The sequence below is a fragment of the Steroidobacter denitrificans genome, from assembly GCF_001579945.1.
GTDB classification, from domain to species: Bacteria; Pseudomonadota; Gammaproteobacteria; order Steroidobacterales; family Steroidobacteraceae; genus Steroidobacter; species Steroidobacter denitrificans.
The window spans coordinates 715,976-734,473 of sequence record NZ_CP011971.1 but is presented as its reverse complement, the minus strand read 5'-3'; the positions used below and the strand labels follow the sequence as shown (position 1 = coordinate 734,473).

The 18,498-nt window shown below is 61.4% G+C and carries 14 protein-coding genes; 6 read left to right on the top strand and 8 right to left on the bottom strand.

Annotated features, from left to right (window positions below):
* Positions 1-179 precede the first annotated feature (179 nt).
* Positions 180-1,532 carry a magnesium transporter gene (mgtE, locus tag ACG33_RS03145; protein ID WP_066918625.1) on the top strand — a complete coding sequence of 451 codons (1,353 nt, stop codon included), beginning with the start codon at positions 180-182 and terminating at the stop codon, positions 1,530-1,532.
* Here mgtE and ACG33_RS03140 read toward each other — a convergent pair.
* The 7 genes from ACG33_RS03140 to tkt all read right to left on the bottom strand — a co-directional run bounded on the left by ACG33_RS03140 (position 1,500) and on the right by tkt (position 10,941).
* Positions 1,500-2,774, bottom strand: a complete 1,275-nt coding sequence (locus ACG33_RS03140; RefSeq protein WP_066918623.1) for a patatin-like phospholipase family protein — start codon at positions 2,772-2,774, stop codon at positions 1,500-1,502. The two genes, mgtE and ACG33_RS03140, sit on opposite strands and share 33 nt — an antisense overlap.
* 76 nt (positions 2,775-2,850) lie before the next feature.
* Positions 2,851-4,026 carry a vWA domain-containing protein gene (locus tag ACG33_RS03135; protein WP_066918621.1) on the bottom strand — a complete coding sequence of 392 codons (1,176 nt, stop codon included), beginning with the start codon at positions 4,024-4,026 and terminating at the stop codon, positions 2,851-2,853.
* 21 nt (positions 4,027-4,047) lie between these two features.
* Positions 4,048-4,899 (bottom strand): AAA family ATPase, encoded by an 852-nt coding sequence (locus ACG33_RS03130; protein ID WP_066918619.1) that lies wholly within the window; start codon positions 4,897-4,899, stop codon positions 4,048-4,050.
* 379 nt (positions 4,900-5,278) lie between these two features.
* Entirely contained in the window at positions 5,279-6,709 is a 1,431-nt protein-coding gene (gene pyk / locus ACG33_RS03120) for a pyruvate kinase (RefSeq protein WP_066922747.1), read from the bottom strand.
* A 10-nt stretch (positions 6,710-6,719) separates the two neighbouring features.
* Positions 6,720-7,895, bottom strand: coding sequence for a phosphoglycerate kinase (locus tag ACG33_RS03115; RefSeq protein ID WP_066918615.1), 1,176 nt, complete (start codon positions 7,893-7,895; stop codon positions 6,720-6,722).
* Positions 7,896-7,907: 12 nt separating this feature from the next.
* Entirely contained in the window at positions 7,908-8,921 is a 1,014-nt protein-coding gene (gene gap, locus ACG33_RS03110) for a type I glyceraldehyde-3-phosphate dehydrogenase (RefSeq protein WP_066918613.1), read from the bottom strand.
* 25 nt (positions 8,922-8,946) lie between these two features.
* A complete protein-coding gene (tkt, locus tag ACG33_RS03105; RefSeq protein ID WP_157071838.1) occupies positions 8,947-10,941 on the bottom strand; it encodes a transketolase in 1,995 nt (664 codons plus the stop codon).
* Positions 10,942-11,365: 424 nt separating this feature from the next.
* Here tkt and ACG33_RS03100 point away from each other — a divergent pair, with 424 nt between their 5' ends.
* From ACG33_RS03100 to ACG33_RS03080, 5 genes are all read left to right on the top strand, one after another.
* A complete protein-coding gene (locus tag ACG33_RS03100; protein ID WP_066918609.1) occupies positions 11,366-12,172 on the top strand; it encodes a metallophosphoesterase in 807 nt (268 codons plus the stop codon).
* Between the two features lie 102 nt (positions 12,173-12,274).
* A complete protein-coding gene (locus ACG33_RS03095; RefSeq protein ID WP_066918607.1) occupies positions 12,275-13,270 on the top strand; it encodes a TraB/GumN family protein in 996 nt (331 codons plus the stop codon).
* A 192-nt stretch (positions 13,271-13,462) separates the two neighbouring features.
* Entirely contained in the window at positions 13,463-14,737 is a 1,275-nt protein-coding gene (gene hemL, locus ACG33_RS03090) for a glutamate-1-semialdehyde 2,1-aminomutase (protein ID WP_066918605.1), read from the top strand.
* Complete coding sequence (locus ACG33_RS03085) at positions 14,734-15,681, top strand: class I SAM-dependent methyltransferase (protein WP_066918603.1); 948 nt, start codon at positions 14,734-14,736, stop codon at positions 15,679-15,681. The genes hemL and ACG33_RS03085 overlap by 4 nt, the downstream gene beginning before the upstream one ends.
* Positions 15,678-16,535, top strand: coding sequence for a glycosyltransferase (locus ACG33_RS03080; RefSeq protein ID WP_083536393.1), 858 nt, complete (start codon positions 15,678-15,680; stop codon positions 16,533-16,535). The genes ACG33_RS03085 and ACG33_RS03080 overlap by 4 nt, the downstream gene beginning before the upstream one ends.
* On the opposite strand, the gene ACG33_RS03075 is transcribed toward ACG33_RS03080, so the two are convergent.
* Positions 16,498-18,465: a capsule assembly Wzi family protein gene (locus tag ACG33_RS03075; protein WP_210399159.1), complete on the bottom strand. Its 1,968-nt coding sequence runs from the start codon at positions 18,463-18,465 to the stop codon at positions 16,498-16,500. The genes ACG33_RS03080 and ACG33_RS03075 overlap by 38 nt on opposite strands.
* Positions 18,466-18,498 lie beyond the last annotated feature (33 nt).

Genomic DNA, 18,498 nt, shown 5'->3' with positions numbered 1-18,498 from the left:
GGCGTATAGAGCATATTTCCCTTTCTCATGAGCACGGGCGCCGCTACACTGCGCGCCTCTTCGCCCGCGCGTCTCTTCGCCCGATCCCTTTGACCCTGGCCGCGGCCGCCCCCGTACGCCGCCGTCCGAACCCAAACCGCGTGCACCACTGGTTTGCGCGGCCATATAGACGAACGATCATGACCGAAGCCCCAGAGCCAAAATCGAGCCGCTTCGTCACGCTGCGCAACCTGCTCGAACAAGGATCCATGCGCCACGGGCAACGCATGATCAATTCGATGCACCCGGCGGAAATCGCGCGCCTGATCGAATCGCTCCCCCCGGCCAAGCGGGAGATCATCTGGGAATTCGTCGAGCCGGAGCTCGAAGGCGATGTACTGGTCGAACTCAACGAAGAGGTACGCAGCGAGCTGATCAGCGGCATGGATGCCGAAGAGTTGATTGCCGCAACCGAAGACTTGGAAGTCGACGACCTGGCGGATTTGATCGGCGATCTGCCCGAGACGCTCATCGAGCGCGTCCTGCAGTCCATGGACGCGCAGGATCGTGAGCGTCTCTCGTCGATCCTGGCGTTCGAGGCCGATAGTGCCGGCGGCCTGATGAATCTGGACGCCGTCACCGTGCGCCCGGACGTTACCATCGAGGTAGTCCTGCGCTATCTGCGCATGCGCGGAGAACTACCGGATCGCACCGACCGGCTGTTTGTCGTCAATCGGCACGACAAATATCTCGGCGGCATCGATATCACGACCTTGCTGACCGAGGATCCGGAATCCACGGTTGCCGAACTGATGGATTCCGCAGTGGAGGGTATCTCTCCGCAAACCCCTGCCCCCGAAGTGGCAAAGCTTTTCGAGAATCATGATCTGGTATCTGCCGCGGTCGTGAGCCCGGAAGGCCGGCTGCTCGGCCGCATCACGATCGATGACGTCGTGGACGTCATCCGCGAGGAAGCTGAGCGCTCGGTCATGAGCATGGCGGGCCTCGATGAGGAAGACGACATGTTCGCCGGCGTCGTCACGAGTGCACGGCGCCGTGCCATCTGGATCAGTGCGAATCTTGCAACAGCCTTTTTGGCGGCCAATGTCGTGGGCATGTTCGAGGCAACGATCGAAAAAGTCGTTGCACTGGCGGTGCTCATGCCGATCGTCGCCAGTATGGGCGGCATCGCCGGCAGCCAGACGCTGATATTGATCATACGGGGCTTGGTGCTTGGACAAATAGAGCAGTCGAATGCGCGCTGGCTATTGTGGCGTGAAATAGCCGTGGGCCTGCTCAACGGTCTCGTGGTCGCCGGCGTCGTCGGTACCGCGGCCGGTCTGTGGTTCAGAGCCTGGGCGCTGGGCGTGATCGTATTTGCCGCATTGATGATCAACCTGCTGGCGGCTGCCATTGCCGGTGTGGGAGTGCCGCTGGTGCTCAAGCGCCTGGGTATCGATCCGGCCCTGGCCGGCGGCGTTACCCTGACGACGATCACCGACGTGATCGGATTCGCTTCGCTACTGGGCCTCGGCACGCTTTTCCTGCTGTAATCCCTCACGCACGCCGCGGCGCGCAGCCAGCCGGCGCATGATACCGGTCGCACCGCTCGAACTCACCGGATAGCCTCCCATGAACGCAACCAGATCCTCGGAGCGCTTCATCGCATCCATGTAGCCCAATGCGATCAGCTCCCGGGTATAACTTTGCTGAAACAACAGATAGCTCATCAGCTGTCCACCCCCGGCATTCATGGCGCCCATGGCTCGCAGCAGGACGCGCAGCGCCCGCGGCAGTGAACTGACATGGTAGCGCGCGATCTCGGATAAATCGCGGCTGGGCAACAGGACAAGCATATCGATCCGCTTGAGCTGCACCCCCGTTCCGGGCCCGGCTCCGCCGCTGGGACTGGTCAGCGGACCGGAACGATCCACCAGCTGATTGAGCTGCGTGAGGCGCTCCAGATCGGAATACAGTCCGTCGGTGAACAGCGAATCAAGCATGTAGCCGAAGATTTGGCCAAAACTTGGACACATCGGCAGCGCCGGTGATGTCGGCAAGGTGTCATTGCGCGTACCGATCACCAGTAGGCGTTGCGCTCCCAGATGAATGGCGGAGCTGAAGGGATTGGCTTCCCGCATCGATCCATCGCCATAGAATTCGTCCTCCAGCCGCACCGGCGGAAACAAGAACGGAACAGCGATGCTGGCCATGATATGGTCCAGCGACAGCGTCGTCGGTTCACCGGCGCGGCGCATGCGTTGCCAGGGTTCGCAACCTGTACGGCATTCGTAGAACGATACCGACCGTGCACTGACATAGCCGGCGGCGGAAATGGACAGGGCATCCAGATGGCCGGCGGTGATCGCACGGCGTATTCCTCCGAAATCGAACTGGTTGCCCAGCAGTTCACGCAGAGGCGCGTTATCGAACAGCGAACGAGGCGGCGGCAACAGCCAGCCGCCTGATGCCATCGCCAACAGCCAGTGCAGGCCTGAACGCAACATGCTGAGCGTGTCGGCACGAAATACCTGTCCAACCTGAAAATTTCGCCATACGCGCTCCAAATTGCCGACCGCCACCCGAAAACGATCGGCGTGCACGGCAATGGCCGTTGCATTGACCGCTCCGGCCGAGGTCCCGGTGATGACCGGAAAAGGATTGGCCGCACGCGCCGGCAACAGATCCGCCAGGGCACGCAGCACACCCACCTGATACGCCGCGCGGGCTCCCCCGCCCGGCAGCATCAATCCGACCTTCGGCAGAATCGGCTGGGATGGACGGTCAGGATTCATGGGATCTCATACCACGAAGCATCAACATCGTGAGTGGCCGCGATTCGGTATTAGTATGGCACAGGAAATTCCGCCGCTAATGCAATGCCTTGATCGCTCGCTCCAGTCCAGCCAGGGTCAGCGGAAACATCCGATCCTCGATCAACTCGCGGGTGATCTGCACCGAGGGAATCTGTTCCCAGCGCGGCTGTGGCTTGGGATTCAACCACACATGCTGCGGCCAGGTTCGCGCCAGACGTTGCATCCAGACCGCACCCGTCTCCTCATTCCAGTGCTCTATGCTGCCGCCGGGCTGAATGATTTCATACGGGCTCATGGCGGCGTCGCCCACGAAGATCAGTTTGTAGTCATGTCCATAGGTGCGCATGACCTCCAAGGTCGGGATCTTCTCGACATGACGCCGCCGGTTGTCCTTCCACACGCTCTCATATATGAAATTATGGAAATAGAAATATTCCAGGTGCTTGAACTCGCTGCGCGCAGCGGAAAACAATTCCTCGCAAATCCGCACGTGATCATCCATCGAGCCGCCTACATCCAGAAACAACAGCACCTTGACGGCATTGTGCCGTTCCGGCACGAATTTCAAATCCAGCATGCCCGCATTGCGGGCAGTCGAACTGATCGTGTCATCCAGATCCAGGTGCTCTGCGGCGCCTTCGCGTGCGAATCGACGCAGCTTGCGCAGCGCCACCTTGATGTTGCGCGTACCCAGTTCCACTGAATCATCGAGATTCTGGAAATCTCGCTGGTCCCAGACCTTCACTGCCCGCCGATGGCGCGACTCCTGCTGCCCTATGCGGATGCCTTCGGGGTTGTAGCCATACGCGCCGAAAGGCGAAGTTCCCGCGGTCCCGATCCACTTGTTGCCGCCCTGATGACGCTCCTTCTGCTCCGCCAGGCGCTGCTGCAGGGTTTCCATCAGCTTGTCCCACCCGCCCAGGGCCTCGATTTGCGCCTTGTCTTCCTCGGACAAGATACGTTCGCTCGCACGCCTGAGCCATTCCTCGGGAATATTGGCCAGCAGATCCTCGAACGCATCTTCCACACCCTTGAAATAGGCGCCAAAGGCGCGATCGAAGCGATCGAAGTGGCGTTCGTCCTTCACCAGGCAGGCTCGCGATAGGAAATAGAACTCCTCGGCGTTGGGTTCGATGATTCGTGCCTTCAACCCCTCCAGCAAGGTCAACAGCTCGGTGATCGAGACCGGGACACCGATTTCGCGCAGCTTGAAAAAAAACGGAACCAGCATGAGTCAACCGCCGGGTTCGACTTAACGCCCCTGGCGCCGATGCAGAAATACCAATTGCTCGAACAAGTGCACGTCCTGCTCGTTCTTCAGCAAGGCGCCGTGCAAGGGCGGGATCGCCTTCTTCAGGTCATCGCCTCGCAAGGCCTCCGGCGGGATGTCCTCTGCCAGCAGCAGCTTGATCCAGTCCAGCAGCTCCGAGGTGGAAGGCTTCTTTTTCAGACCGGCCATGTCACGGATTCGATAAAACGCCGTGAGCGCCTCGGCGAGCAGTTCGCGCTTGAGCGTCGGATAATGCACCGCAACGATCCGTTCCATCGTGGCGTGATCCGGAAAGCGGATGTAGTGAAAAAAGCAGCGACGCAGGAACGCATCCGGCAGTTCCTTTTCGTTGTTGCTGGTAATGACGATGATCGGACGCTGGCGCGCCTTGACCCATTGACGCGTCTCGTAGACGAAGAATTCCATGCGGTCCAGCTCATGCAGCAGATCGTTCGGAAACTCGATATCCGCCTTATCGATCTCGTCCACGAGCAATACCGGCTGTACCTCGCTTTCGAAAGCCTCCCACAAGCGGCCTTTGACGATGTAGTTGCCGATATCGTGAACCTTGGCGTCACCCAGTTGCGAATCGCGCAGTCGCGACACGGCATCGTACTCGTACAGCCCCTGCTGCGCCTTGGTCGTCGACTTGATATGCCAGCGATGCAACGGGCGATCCAACGCACGGGCCACCTCTTCGGCCAGCTGGGTTTTGCCGGTGCCCGGCTCGCCTTTCACGAGCAAGGGCCGCCCCAGGACCACAGCCGCATTCACGGCCATCATCAGGTCCTCGGTGGCAACGTAGTTATCAGTACCCTGGAATCGTGCAGTCATGAATCACCGTAAATTCGTCGATCGTCCGTCCGCGTCACACCGGAGCCTTCCGAGCGCACTCATGGTCATCGCTTCCGTGCCTTCCGTCCCCGCCCATGACCTCGCTGCCGTACCTTCGTGCCGCCCCGCTCATGGCCTCGCTGCCGTACCTTCGTGCCGCCCCGCTCATGGCCTCGCTGCCGTACCTTCGTGCCGCCCCGCTCATGGTCTTTGTCGTCGTGCCTTCGGATTTGAGGCACGACGACAAAGACCATGAGCGGGGCGGCATTGCATTTGGCCAGCAAAGCATCACGAATCCGCTCCGATCGCGAAGACGAGCGCGTTACGTGACCGGCGGGTGTCAAATATAAATGCGCCTGGCGATACGCCAGGCAATACGCTAGGCGCGAACCTCCAATATCTTCATTGCGTTCGTCTTCCCCGCCACCCCCGTCAACTCACCCTTCGTAAGAATGATGCGATCTCCCTCCTCGACCATCTTCTCGCGCAGCATCAGCCGAAAAATATCGGTGTAAGCGGCCTGGACGTTGGTGTGGGTGATATCGAAGGACACCGGATACACCCCACGGTACAACAGCACCCGACGACGTGTCTCTTCATGGCGAGTGAAGGCATAGATCGGAATATCGGTCCGGATGCGCGACATCCACAGCGGTGTGGAACCCGATTCCGTCAAGGCGACGATCGCTTTTACTTTTAGATAATTGGCCGTGTACATCACTGCCATCGCAATCGCCTGGTCGGTCTTCTCGAGAAGATTGTCACCGCCTCGGTGGCGTACAGGCGAGTGCAAGGATTCGTATTTCTCGGCCCCCAGAATGACCTGCGCCATCGCCTCGACCGCCTTGACGGGATACTTGCCGACAGCGCTTTCGCCCGAAAGCATGACCGCATCCGTCCCATCCATCACCGCATTGGCGACATCCGATACTTCCGCTCTAGTCGGAATCGGATTGTGGATCATCGATTCCATCATCTGCGTCGCCGTGATCGCCACGCGGTTGAGTTTGCGGGTCACTGCAATGATGTGTTTCTGCAAGCCGGTCAACTCGGCGTTGCCGACTTCCACTCCCAGATCGCCGCGCGCCACCATGACGGCGTCGCTGGCCAGAATGATGCGCTCCAAGTTGGCCAGCGCCTCGCTGCGCTCGATCTTTGCCACCAGGAAACCATGACCACCCGCCCGGCGCAGCAAGCCACGGGCCTCTTCCATGTCATCGCCGTCGCGGGCAAATGAAACCGCGAGATAGTCCACCCCCAACTCTGCGGCCAGCTTGATGTCGGCGCGATCCTTGTCGGTCAGCGCACCGGCCGAAAGACCGCCCCCCTGCTTGTTGATACCCTTGTTATCGGATAATTCACCGCCAGTGATGACCCGGGTATGGATGCGTGGACCATCGACTTCGTTGATTTCCAGAACGATCTGGCCGTCATTGAGCAGCAGCAGATCACCGGCGGCGACATCGCGAGGAAGGCCCTTGTAGGCCACGCCGACGGCTTTCTCCGTTCCCGATTTCGCATCGAGCGAGACATCGAGCGTGAAGGGATCGCCCTCATTCAGGAATACCCGTCCCGCGGCAAAGCGCTCGATGCGAATTTTCGGTCCCTGCAGATCGCCCAGAATGGCGACCAGCTTGCCGACCTGGCCGGCGATCTCGCGGACCCGCTTCACGCGTTCCACATGCGCCTGGGGTTCACCATGGGAAAAATTGATTCGTACGACGTCAGCGCCCGCGCGCAGCAAGTCCGCGAGTACCTTCGGATCATCACTTGCCGGGCCGAGCGTCGTCAGAATCTTGGTTCGGCGCAGCATTCGTAGGCTAACTCGCTCGTTTTTCGAGAATCGCGACCGCCGGCAGTTTCTTGCCCTCCAAGAACTCCAGGAAGGCACCGCCGCCGGTGGAAATATAGGAAATATCGCCTTCGACCCGATACTTCTCGATGGCAGCAAGCGTATCGCCGCCGCCGGCGATCGAGAAAGCCGGGCTACGAGCAATGGCCTGAGCAATCACCCGCGTACCTTCGCCGAACTGATCGAACTCGAACACCCCGACCGGGCCGTTCCAGACGATCGTACCCGCATCATTCAGCATGCGCGCAAAACGCTCCGCCGTATCCGGTCCGATATCCAGAATCATTTCATCGGCTGCCACCGTATCGACCGCCTTGACGTCCGCCTCGGCGGTAGCGGCAAACTCCTCGGCAACGACCACGTCCGTCGGCAAGGGGATATCCGCAGAACGTTCGTGCGCAAGTTTCAGCAATCCCTTGGCGATATCGATCATCTCCGCTTCGACCAGCGACTTGCCGATATTGATGCCTTGTGCGGCAAGAAACGTATTGGCAATGCCTCCGCCGACGATCAATCTGTCCACCTTGCCCAGCAGGCTTTCCAGCAACGTCAGCTTGCTGGACACCTTCGAACCGGCCACGATGGCGATCAGTGGCCGCTTCGGTTTTTCCAGCGCAGTCTCCAGCGCGATCAGTTCGTTCATCAGCAGCGGACCGGCACAGGCCACTTTCGCGTGACGCGCCACACCATGCGTACTCGCCTCGGCACGATGCGCAGTACCGAAGGCATCCATCACATAGACGTCGCACAAAGCGGCCATCCTGCGTGCCAGATCGTCACTGTCGCGCTTTTCACCCCTGTTGAATCGCACATTCTCGAGCAGTACGACCTCCCCATCAGCACACTCTACGCCATCCAGCCAATCCTTCTCGAAACGCACCTTGAAGCCGAGTAACTCCCCCAGGCGCCGAGCAACCGGAGCGAGCGAGAATTCCTCGTCATAGACACCTTCCTCCGGACGGCCGAGATGAGACATCACCAGCACGCGGGCACCGGCGTCCTTAGCTGACTGGATCGTCGGCAGCGCCGCACGAATCCGGGCGTCACTGCTGACTTTTCCGCCTTGCACTGGCACGTTGAGATCCTCGCGGATCAACACCCGCTTGCCGCGCAGATCGAGATCAGTCATGCGAAGGATGGGCATCGAGAATTCCTCCTATCCGGCCTTCGACCACGCTGCCGTGGTATCCAGCATGCGGTTCGAGAATCCCCATTCGTTATCGTACCAGGAGCATACTTTTACCAGAGTGCCGTCCATCACCTTGGTCAGGGTCGCATCATAGGTGGAGGAATGCGCATCATGGTTGAAATCGATCGACACCAGCGGCGCATCGGTATAGGCCAGGACCCCCTTGAGCGGTCCCGTGGCGGCTGCACGCATCGCCTCGTTGATTTCCGCAACGCTGGTTGCACGCTTCGCGACGAAGGTCAAATCCACCAGCGAAACATTGATCGTCGGCACCCGTACGGCAAAACCGTCGAGCTTGCCATCGAGTTCCGGCAGGACCAGACCGACGGCTGCTGCAGCGCCGGTTTTAGTCGGAATCATCGACATCGTGGCGGAACGCGCGCGACGCAGATCGGAATGATAGACATCCGTCAACACCTGGTCGTTCGTATATGCGTGAATCGTCGTCATGATGCCCGACACGATGCCGATCGACTCGTTCAATACCTTGGCAACCGGCGCCAGGCAATTGGTCGTGCAGGATGCGTTGGACACGACAGTATAGCTGGACTTCAGCAGCTCGTGATTGACGCCATAGACGATGGTCGCATCGACGTCCTTGCCGCCCGGCGCGGAAAGCAGCACCTTCTTCGCACCACCCGTCAGATGAGCTGCGGCCTTCGCCTTGCTGGTAAACAAGCCCGTGCATTCGAGCACGACATCCACCCCCAACTCACCCCAGGGCAGCTTGGCCGGATCACGCTCAGCCAGAACACGGATGCGATCGCCGTTGACGAGCATCGAATCACCTTCCACCCGGACCTCGCCGCCGAACCTGCCATGAGCGGTATCGTATTGCGTCAGATGTGCATTGGTTCCCGCATCACCCAGATCATTGAGTGCCACGATCCGGATTTCGTTCTGGCGCCCGGCCTCGTATAAAGCACGCAGCACATTGCGACCGATGCGACCGTAGCCATTGATTCCAACTTTGATGGGCATTCTCATTTCCTCGAAAGATTCACACTCATGCCAACAGTTCGGTCACCCTGCGCACCACGCACTCCGTGGTGAATCCGAAGTGCCTGAACAGATCCTGCGCCGTTCCGGAAGCGCCGAAACTCGTCATACCGATGACCGCGCCGCGTAGTCCGACATAGCGCCACCAGGTATCCGGTACTGCCGCCTCGATGGCCACGCGACATTCCACACCGCCAGGCAATACCTGCTCTCGATAGGCTTCGTCCTGCCTTTCGAACACGCAGACGCTGGGCATCGATACGACCCGCACTCTCTTGCCGTCCTGGGTCAGCTGCCGTGCGGCCTCCAGCGCCAGAGCGACCTCGGAGCCCGTAGCGATCAATATGACCTGCGCCATACCCTTGCAGTCCTGCAGGACATAGCCGCCGCGCTTGATATTGGCCAATTGCTCAGCGCTGCGCGGCTGTGCGGGCAAGCCCTGCCTGGATAGAGCCAGGCAACTGGGCCCATCACGCCACTCGATTGCCGCCGCCCAGGCCACGGCAGTTTCCGTGCCGTCGCAGGGACGCCACAGCGTCATGTTGGGAATCAGGCGCAGGCTGGGCAGGTGCTCCACCGGCTGGTGTGTCGGTCCATCCTCGCCCAGGCCGATGGAGTCGTGTGTCATGACATAGATGACGCGCTGCTTCATGAGCGCGGACATGCGCATGGCATTGCGTGCATAGTCCGAAAAAACCAGGAAGGTGCCGCCGTACGGAATCAGTCCGCCATGCAGGGCGATACCGTTCATCATGGCCGACATGCCGAACTCACGCACGCCGTAGTGCAGGTAATTGCCGCTTGCATCCTCGCCGGTGACGGCGCGGGAATCCTTGCGATTCGTATTGTTGGAGCCGGTCAAGTCGGCCGAGCCGCCAAACAGCTCGGGCAACACCGGACCATAGGCGTTGAGCGCCTGTTGCGAGGACTGGCGCGTCGCCAGACTGCCGCCGGACTGAGCCACCTGTGCCACATATTCCTCGACCACCGCACTCCAGCCGTCAGGCAGTTCGCCGCGCATGCGCCGTTCGAACTCCGCAGCCGGGCCGGGAAATGCAAGCTTGTAGCGGGCAAACAAATCGTTCCATTGTGCCTGGCGCCGCGCACCGCGCTCGCGGGCATCCCAGCCGCTGCGGATGTCTTCCGGAATCACGAAAGGCTCCCAGACCCAGCCTAGTTTCTGACGGGCCGCTGCGACCTCCTCGACGCCCAGCGCGGCGCCATGGGTGGCCTCGGTACCCTGTTTGTTGGGTGCACCGTAGCCGATGATCGTCCGGCAGCAGATCAGGCTGGGCCGATCCTGCTGCTTTGCCGCAACGATGGCGGCTTCGATCGCAGCAGGATCATGGCCATCGACATTCGGTACGACGTGCCAGCCATAGGCCTCGAAACGTCGCGGCGTATCGTCGGTGAACCAGCCTTGCACCTGGCCATCTATCGAGATGCCATTGTCGTCGTAGAACGCAATCAGCTTGCCCAGTTGCAGCGTGCCGGCCAGAGAACAGGCCTCGTGAGAAATGCCCTCCATGAGACAGCCATCGCCGAGAAACACCCAGGTATGATGATCCACCAGATCGAAACCAGGACGATTGAAGCTTGCCGCCAACATTTTCTCCGCCAATGCCATGCCCACGGCATTGGCGAGGCCCTGGCCCAGCGGGCCCGTGGTGGTTTCAATCCCTCGTTGCGGATCATGCTCGGGATGTCCCGCCGTGTGGGAACCCAACTGGCGAAATGCGCGCAAATCATCCAGGGTCAGGGGATAGCCGCTCAGATGAAGCAGGGCGTACAGCAGCATCGAGCCATGTCCGTTGGACAGCACGAACCGATCGCGATCCCACCATTGCGGATCGCCCGGATTATGTCGCAGATGGTCGTTCCAGAGCACCTCGGCGATATCGGCCATTCCCATCGGCATGCCCGGATGTCCGGAATTGGCCTTCTGAACCGCATCCATCGCCAAAACACGGACGGCGTTGGCAAGCTGCCGACGACGGGAAATCTGCATCAGGAAAATACTCTAGGGTTAGGTCGAAAAACGCGGTGAAGGCCGCGCATTTTGGACTAAGGGGCGAAGCCGAGCAATGCGGCCTCCGGCGGAATCCCGTGAACTCTCGGCAAACCACGATCGATATGCGCCATTCGCAGTCCGAGTTGTATCGAGTTCCTGTCGCGTTCCGGAACCACGCTCTCAAGAATACGTTTTGGGATACGTTTTGGGGTGCGTTTAGCTGGCAGCTTGCAAAAATGCGGAAATCCATACCGTTTTCCACCCCCGGCATCCGTGCAGACATAAGTAAAACGGCTGGTAAAACGACTATGTAATGAGACCGAATGCAAGAATTTCATGCGCCACCGCTCGCCGGTACGACCGACCGGACCTCGGTCACTTTTTGACGCATTTGTGATTGCTAGGATGGCTGCACATGTCCTCCCGACTCAAGGAAATATCCGTCAAGATGCCTTCCGTCCGCCTTCTGCAATTCACCGACATGCACCTTTTCGGCGATGATGCGGCACGCCTGCGCGGGATTGCCTCACTGCCCTCGCTGCAGGCTGCTTTGGCCGATGCACGCCGGCGCTGCCCGCGACCCGACGGGATCCTGCTGACCGGCGATCTGGTCCAGGACGATCCGCAAGGTTATCGCTGGATCCGCGAGCTGTTCGCGGACTCACCGGTACCCGTACTGTGCCTGGCCGGCAATCACGACCTCCCCGGCCCGATGCGTACGGCCTTGGCGCAGGCGCCGTTTCAGCTCGGCGGACACCAGGCATTCGGACCCTGGCGGGTTGTCATGCTGGATTCCCAGGTGGCGCATCAGGCCGGTGGACGCCTGGGTAAACAGCAGCTCACCGCCCTGGACAGCCTGTTGCACTTACCGGACCAGGATCACGTCCTGCTCTGCCTGCATCATCATCCGATCCGAATGCACAGCAACTGGCTGGATCAAGTCGGTCTGAGCGATGCGGACGAGTTTCTGGCCCTGGTACGCAAGCACACTAATGTTCGTGGTGTCCTGTGGGGCCATGTGCACCAGTCCCTGGACCATTTCATAGGCGGCGTGCGATTCATGGCCTCACCGTCGACCTGCGCCCAGTTCCTGCCCGGCAGCCCCGACTTTTCGATCGACGACCGCCCGCCCGGCTATCGCCTGCTGGAACTGATGCCGGACGGCACGATCGCCACCGAAGTCTGCTGGCTGGAAGACGCGGCCCGAAGCAACGCCGCCTGATCGATCCGGTCTGACTTGGAGCCGCCGCCATCCTGCGGCACGGACGCCGGCCCGCCTGCGCCGCCCATCCTCCGGCGCTATTCATCCCTTATAGTGGTCGGCATGAAAGTAGCTGACCTGTGCGCCACGCTCGTATTTTTGTGGCTGCTGGCCGCCATTCCGATGCCGCGTGGCGCCATGGCGCATCCGGCACTGCCGATGCCGGCTCCTGAAGTCACGATGCGGATCGCGACCTTTCCGCACCACGCCCTGGCCCACGCCAGTGCCCCGGCTGCATCCAGACATGCAGAGCATGAGCCGCAGCATACATTGTGGTCGGTAAAAGGCCGGCGCAACACCCTCTATCTGTTGGGGTCGATCCATTTCCTGCCGCCGGATGAGCCGCTACCTGCAGCCATCGAAGCCGCCTACGCCCAAGCCGACAGACTCGTCATGGAAATCGACATAGGCAACCTCGACCTCCAGGACATGCAGCAGAGCCTGCTGGAGCTGGGTCTGCTGCCGCCTGGCCGCTCGCTCGAGCAGCAATTGGGGCCGCAGGCTCATGCAGCCGTCGCCACAGCCGCCCGGGAACTAGAGCTGGATCCGGCACTGCTGAACCCTCTGCGTCCCTGGCTGGCTGCCATGACCCTGATTCAGCAGCATTTTGCCAGAAGGGGGTTGGAGTCTCGAGCCGGCATAGAGCAACGCCTGGCGGCTCGGGCGCGGCGGGATCAAAAGCCCGTCACGGGTCTGGAGACCCTGCGGCAGCAGCTGAGCTATCTTGCTAATCTGCCCGAGACACTGCAGATCGAATTTCTGATGTACAGCGTCGCAGACTTCGAGCGCATGGATCGCGATCTTGACGAATTGCTATCGGCCTGGCGCCAGGGGGACATCCAGACCTTGGAGCGCCTGTTGGCGGAAGGCTTCGCAGCCTATCCCGAGCTCTACCGGCCTCTCACGATCGAACGCAATCACCGTTGGGTGACGGACATCGAGGCGCTGCTGGAGGACGAACAGGACTATCTAGTGATCGTCGGCGCGCTGCATCTGGTCGGGCCGGAGAGCGTCGTGGCGTTATTGCGCAGCAGGGGCCACGTGCTGCAACGACACTGAGCCGGTCTCTCACACCTCGATCGCCTCGATATCTTGCTTGCGAATGCCGCGATCGGGACGCAGCACTCCTGGAGGATGCGCCTCGGCATCGTCCCGCTTACACTTGGCGCCCAGTGTTTTTGCACGACCCTGCGACCGGACCCGGCGTCCGCGCAGCGCCCATCATGACGGCCACGCCCAGGAGTTACGGCCTTGTCTTCATTCACCGATGCCGCTCGCCATATTCCCGGCGGCGTGAATTCCCCGGTACGCGCCTTCCGGGCCGTCGGCGGCGAGCCGATCTTCATCGAGCGTGCCGGCGGCGCGCTGATCCATGATGAGCACGGCCGCAGCTACATCGATTATGTAGGCTCCTGGGGACCGATGATTCTCGGTCATGCGCACCCAGAGGTCATCCGGACGGTACAAGAACGTGCGGCTCTGGGCTTGTCGTTCGGCGCGCCTACCCGGATCGAAACGCAGTTGGCACGCAAGATCGGTGAGCTGATGCCGTCGATCGAACTGGTGCGCATGGTCAGCTCCGGCACCGAAGCGACCATGAGCGCGATTCGCCTGGCACGCGGCTATACCGGCCGCGACAAGATCGTGAAATTCGCAGGCTGCTATCACGGTCACTCGGACTCCCTGCTGGTGAAGGCGGGATCCGGCGCGCTGACCTTCGGCGTACCCACCTCACCGGGTGTCCCCAAGGAACTCGCGGCGCAGACACTTACGCTCGCCTACAACGATGCCGCCGAAGTGAAGCAGGTGTTCGATGCCGTGGGCGGGCAGATCGCCTGCATCATCGTCGAACCCGTCGCCGGCAACATGAACTGCGTGCCGCCCGCGCCCGGATTCCTGGAAACACTGCGCTCGGTCTGCGACCAGCACGGCAGCGTCCTGATTTTTGACGAAGTGATGACCGGTTTTCGGGTGGCGCTGGGCGGAGCGCAGGCGCTGTACGGCATCAAACCCGACCTGACCACGCTGGGCAAGATCGTCGGCGGCGGCATGCCGGTCGGCGCCTTCGGCGGACGCCGCGACATCATGGAACAGATCGCCCCGCTGGGTCCGGTCTACCAGGCAGGCACCCTGTCGGGCAACCCGGTCGCCATGGCCGCGGGCCTGAAGACCCTGGAACTGATCGGCGAGCCCGACTTCCACACCCGTCTCGCCCAGACGACCACTCAGCTCGTGGAAGGCCTCGCCGAGGCCGCCCGCGATGCCGGCGTCGCGTTCAGCACCAACCATGTGTGCGGCATGTTCGGACTGTTCTTCACCGAGCGCGCACCGCGCAGCTTCACCGAGGTCATGGCCAGCGATGCGGACCGATTCCGGCGCTTTTTCCATGCCATGCTGCGCGAGGGTGTATATCTTGCGCCCTCGGCGTTCGAAGCGGGGTTCGTCTCGATCGCCCACACGCAGGAGCACATCGCCGAAACCGTTCGCGCCGCGCAAGCCGCGCTGCAGTGCATGAATACGGCATGAACGCCGTAGAGGAGGCGACGCGCTGCCCGTTGTGCGCGCACGCGCGCAGCATCCGGCTTGCGACCCTCGATGCTGCCGTACTGCGCGAAGAATATCTGCGATCCTTCAAGATACACATCCGGATGGATGTCGAGCGCATCGATTACCTGCACTGTACCGCCTGCGATCTGCGCTTCTTCGAGCCGCTAGCCGCGGGTGACGCCGACTTCTATCGACAACTGCAGGCCATCCCCTGGTACTACCGCGAACAGAAGGCGGAGTACGATATCGCGGCACACCACATTCGTCCCGAGGACCAGGTACTGGAAGTGGGCGCCGGCAAGGGCGCGTTCTCCCGCCACGTGCGCTGCGCCTCCTATCTGGGCTTGGAAACAAGTCCCGATGCCATCGAGATCGCCGCACGCGAGGGTGTACGGCTGCTGCAGGAGGATCTGCAGACTCACGCGAGTCGGCATGTAGGCGAGTATGACGTTGTCTGCGCCTTCCAGGTGCTGGAGCATGTGCCTCAGGTGTGCTCCTTCCTCGAAAGCGCGCGTGACTGCCTGCGCAGCGGTGGACGATTGCTCCTGGCCGTGCCCAGCGAGGATTCGTTCGCGAATATCGATTTCTGGGATATCCTCAACATGCCACCGCATCATGTCACGCGCTGGTCGGATCTGAGTCTCCGCAACGCAGCTCGCCAGCTCGGGCTGAGCGTGGTGACGATCGAACACGAACCGCTGGCCGACTCCCACGTGAGTTGGTACGCGCGCATCGTCGCCGAATACGGCATGGCCTTACGCAGTGGGCCGGAACCCCACCTGCTGGATCCGCGGCTGCGCGGCTGGCTGGTGCGCCGCGGAGCGAAGATCGGCGCTGCGCTCTTGCGCCCCGCATTGCGCAACCCTGTGCTGCGGCCGATTGGACACGCGGTCGTGGCCGTTTTCGAGCGAGCGCCCGCATGAGCGCCTCATCGATGGCCGCTCAGACGACACCCCGCGAGAAACTGCCGGCGGTGCACATGTTCTGGCATGGCTCATGGCTTTCGCGCCTGGAGCGCCTGTGCATGAACTCGTTCATGGCGAATGGGCATACGCTGCTGCTGCATACGTACGAACCACCGAAGAACGTGCCGCCCGGAGTGACGCTCGTCGATGCCGCCGAGACCCTGGCGCAAAAATACCTGTTTCGCGACAAACGCCACAACTCGGTGGCGGCGTTCGCGGACTGGTTCCGCTTCCGGCTGCTGTACCGTCAGGGCGGCATCTGGGCCGATACGGACGTCGTCTGCCTCAAGCCATTGAACTATGGGCGAGCGGAGCTGTTCGCCTGGGAGACTCTGACGACGATCAACGTGGCCGTACTCGGGCTGCCCGCCGGCCACGAGCTCGCGGCCTGGATGCTCGAGTGCTGGGATCATCCCAACCGCTGGCTATCGTACGACAGCGGACGCATGAAACGTCGCAAGCTGCTGCGGCGCCTGCGGCCCGGCGACACTCGCCCGCACATTCGTTGGGGAGAATTCGGCCCGCGTGGTTTCACGCATGCCGTACGTCATCTAGGGTACGAAAATCTGGCCTTGCCCTTCTGGCACTTCTATCCGGTGCATTATCAGAACTGGCACACGATCTTCGACGACAGCCTGCGAGACAACCCGATGCTGACGCAAGCGAGTTCTGCGCTTCATTTGTGGAATGAGATGACGCGCCGAGCACGCGGTTTCGACAAGAATGCACCCTTCCCCGGCGACTCGCTATTCGAGCGACTATGCGCACGATATCTCAGAAGCGACGACTCAGGGACAAACTCCAGCCGCTGATGTCATAGAAGATGTCCGGCCTGGGATCGATGGCCGGATCCGAGGCCAGCAGCTTGTCTCGCGCTACCTTGTCGGCATAACGCCAGTCCAGGCCCAAATCGAATTGCGGCAGGATGTCCCGCCATTGCACGCCGGCACCCAGGTAATAGCCGTAGGCCGGAGTCGCCAGCTCATAGCGCGCCGCGCCGATGAACAATGAAAACGCCAGCGGATTGCGGAAACGATAGCGGTAGTCCAACGCCCGGACCGCCAGCAACGCCTCACCGTCGATACGATCGAACTCCACTCGCACGCCCAGATCACTGCGATCCGAGACGGCGCGGCGCGCACCGAGCCCGATATGCGGCGCGACTTCATCCGATGTCGTGTGCCGCGGACTACCGTCCCCGGGGAAGATCGTCGCTCGACTGAGGTTGACTCCCGCATCGACGAACAATTCCGCGCCCCGCGGACGGCTGACGTCATCCAGCCAGGCGGCACTCCCGCCGTCGGCCCATTCATCACCGAAGCGGACGAATCCCGCCAGCCGGCCGTAGTCGTCGCCAAAGACGTCGCGTCCCGCCAGGATCTCCGCGCCCGCCGTCAAGCCCCGCAGCGTACGGCTGTAACTCAAGCCCGCCTCATAGCCGCGTTCGTAATCGACGCTGCCGTAGGACTCGTTGGCAATGGTACGCATTCGCAGCTGCATCAGGCCGCCGAAACGCGGCTCCCAACCCAGGCGCAGCATGTGCGACTGTGCGCCGACGGCATCGCCTGGAGCGCGTGCATCAGCACCCCAATGCCCCAGCACGCGTCCGTCCTCCGTCAGACCATCGGCATAAATGCCATGCACGTACCAACCGTTCTGCCATTCCGACGTCTCATAGGACAAATCGAACCGACGCCACAACCGGGGAAATGTGATACCCATCGACAATGCCGCGTTACCCAGCCGGAAATCGCCTCCATATGAGTTGTCTTCGCCGGCATATTCCAGATAGACGGTGAACGGAATCGATCCCGGGAAGATGAACCGGCTGGTCCAGGCCGCCACCTGATTGCCGAACTCCTGTTCCTGGCTCAAGGTGTCACTGCGGTTGTCGTTCTGGTGCGGCTTGAACAAGGCGTCGAAGAAATCGCCGACGGACCGGCCACCGCGCGCGCCGCCACCGAACTGCATCATGCGGTTCGCGCCCAGCGACCAGCCGGCCGCAGGCTCGATGGAAAATCGCAGTCCCGCCAGCCGGGGGTTGCCGGCCGTGAAACCGTCTTCGAATCGAATCCGGTCGGAATGCGCCATTTCCGCCAGGAATACCTCGTACTGCAACCCCAATCGGCTGATCGGGCGATAGTTCGACAAGGTCACGGACGGCAGGGTGCGCGCCTGCGTACTGATGATCATTGCGCCATGCGCAAAGGGCGAGAACCAATGATCGCGATAGCCGATGTCGAGTTGCGCGAAATCGAAGCCGAGGCTCAGTATCGAGCCGGTGGGCGTGGCGTCGTCTTCATGAGCCACGCCACCCAGGTTCAACAGCACATGATCGCGGGGCTGCCAATAGGCTTGCGCGGATACCTGCCAGGCGCTGTCGCTGAGCAGGCCACGCCGGTTTGGCAACGGTGTCGCCACGCCATCGGTCGCGGCAATCTCTGCGCTCGCCTGCGAAATCCCGGCCTGCTGCATGTAGCGGTCTAGGTAGCGCCGAACGCGGCGACACAGCACTTCATCGACACGACAAGCGGCGGGCAACGCGTCGAGCACCACCGCCGCAGGAATGGGACGAGACATTACCGACTTGTCGGCGAGGATCAATACCCGCTCGATCTGCCGTTCAATCTCCGGCGAAAGATTGAGCGGCAGATAGGGGCTGACGCCCCGGGCCCAGCCGGGAGGCTGCGCCACGAGAACGAGCAACGAAACGATCAAGATGCGCGGTATCCTTCCGTTCAAGAACCTACCCTTCATGATCAGTTACCAAAAGCC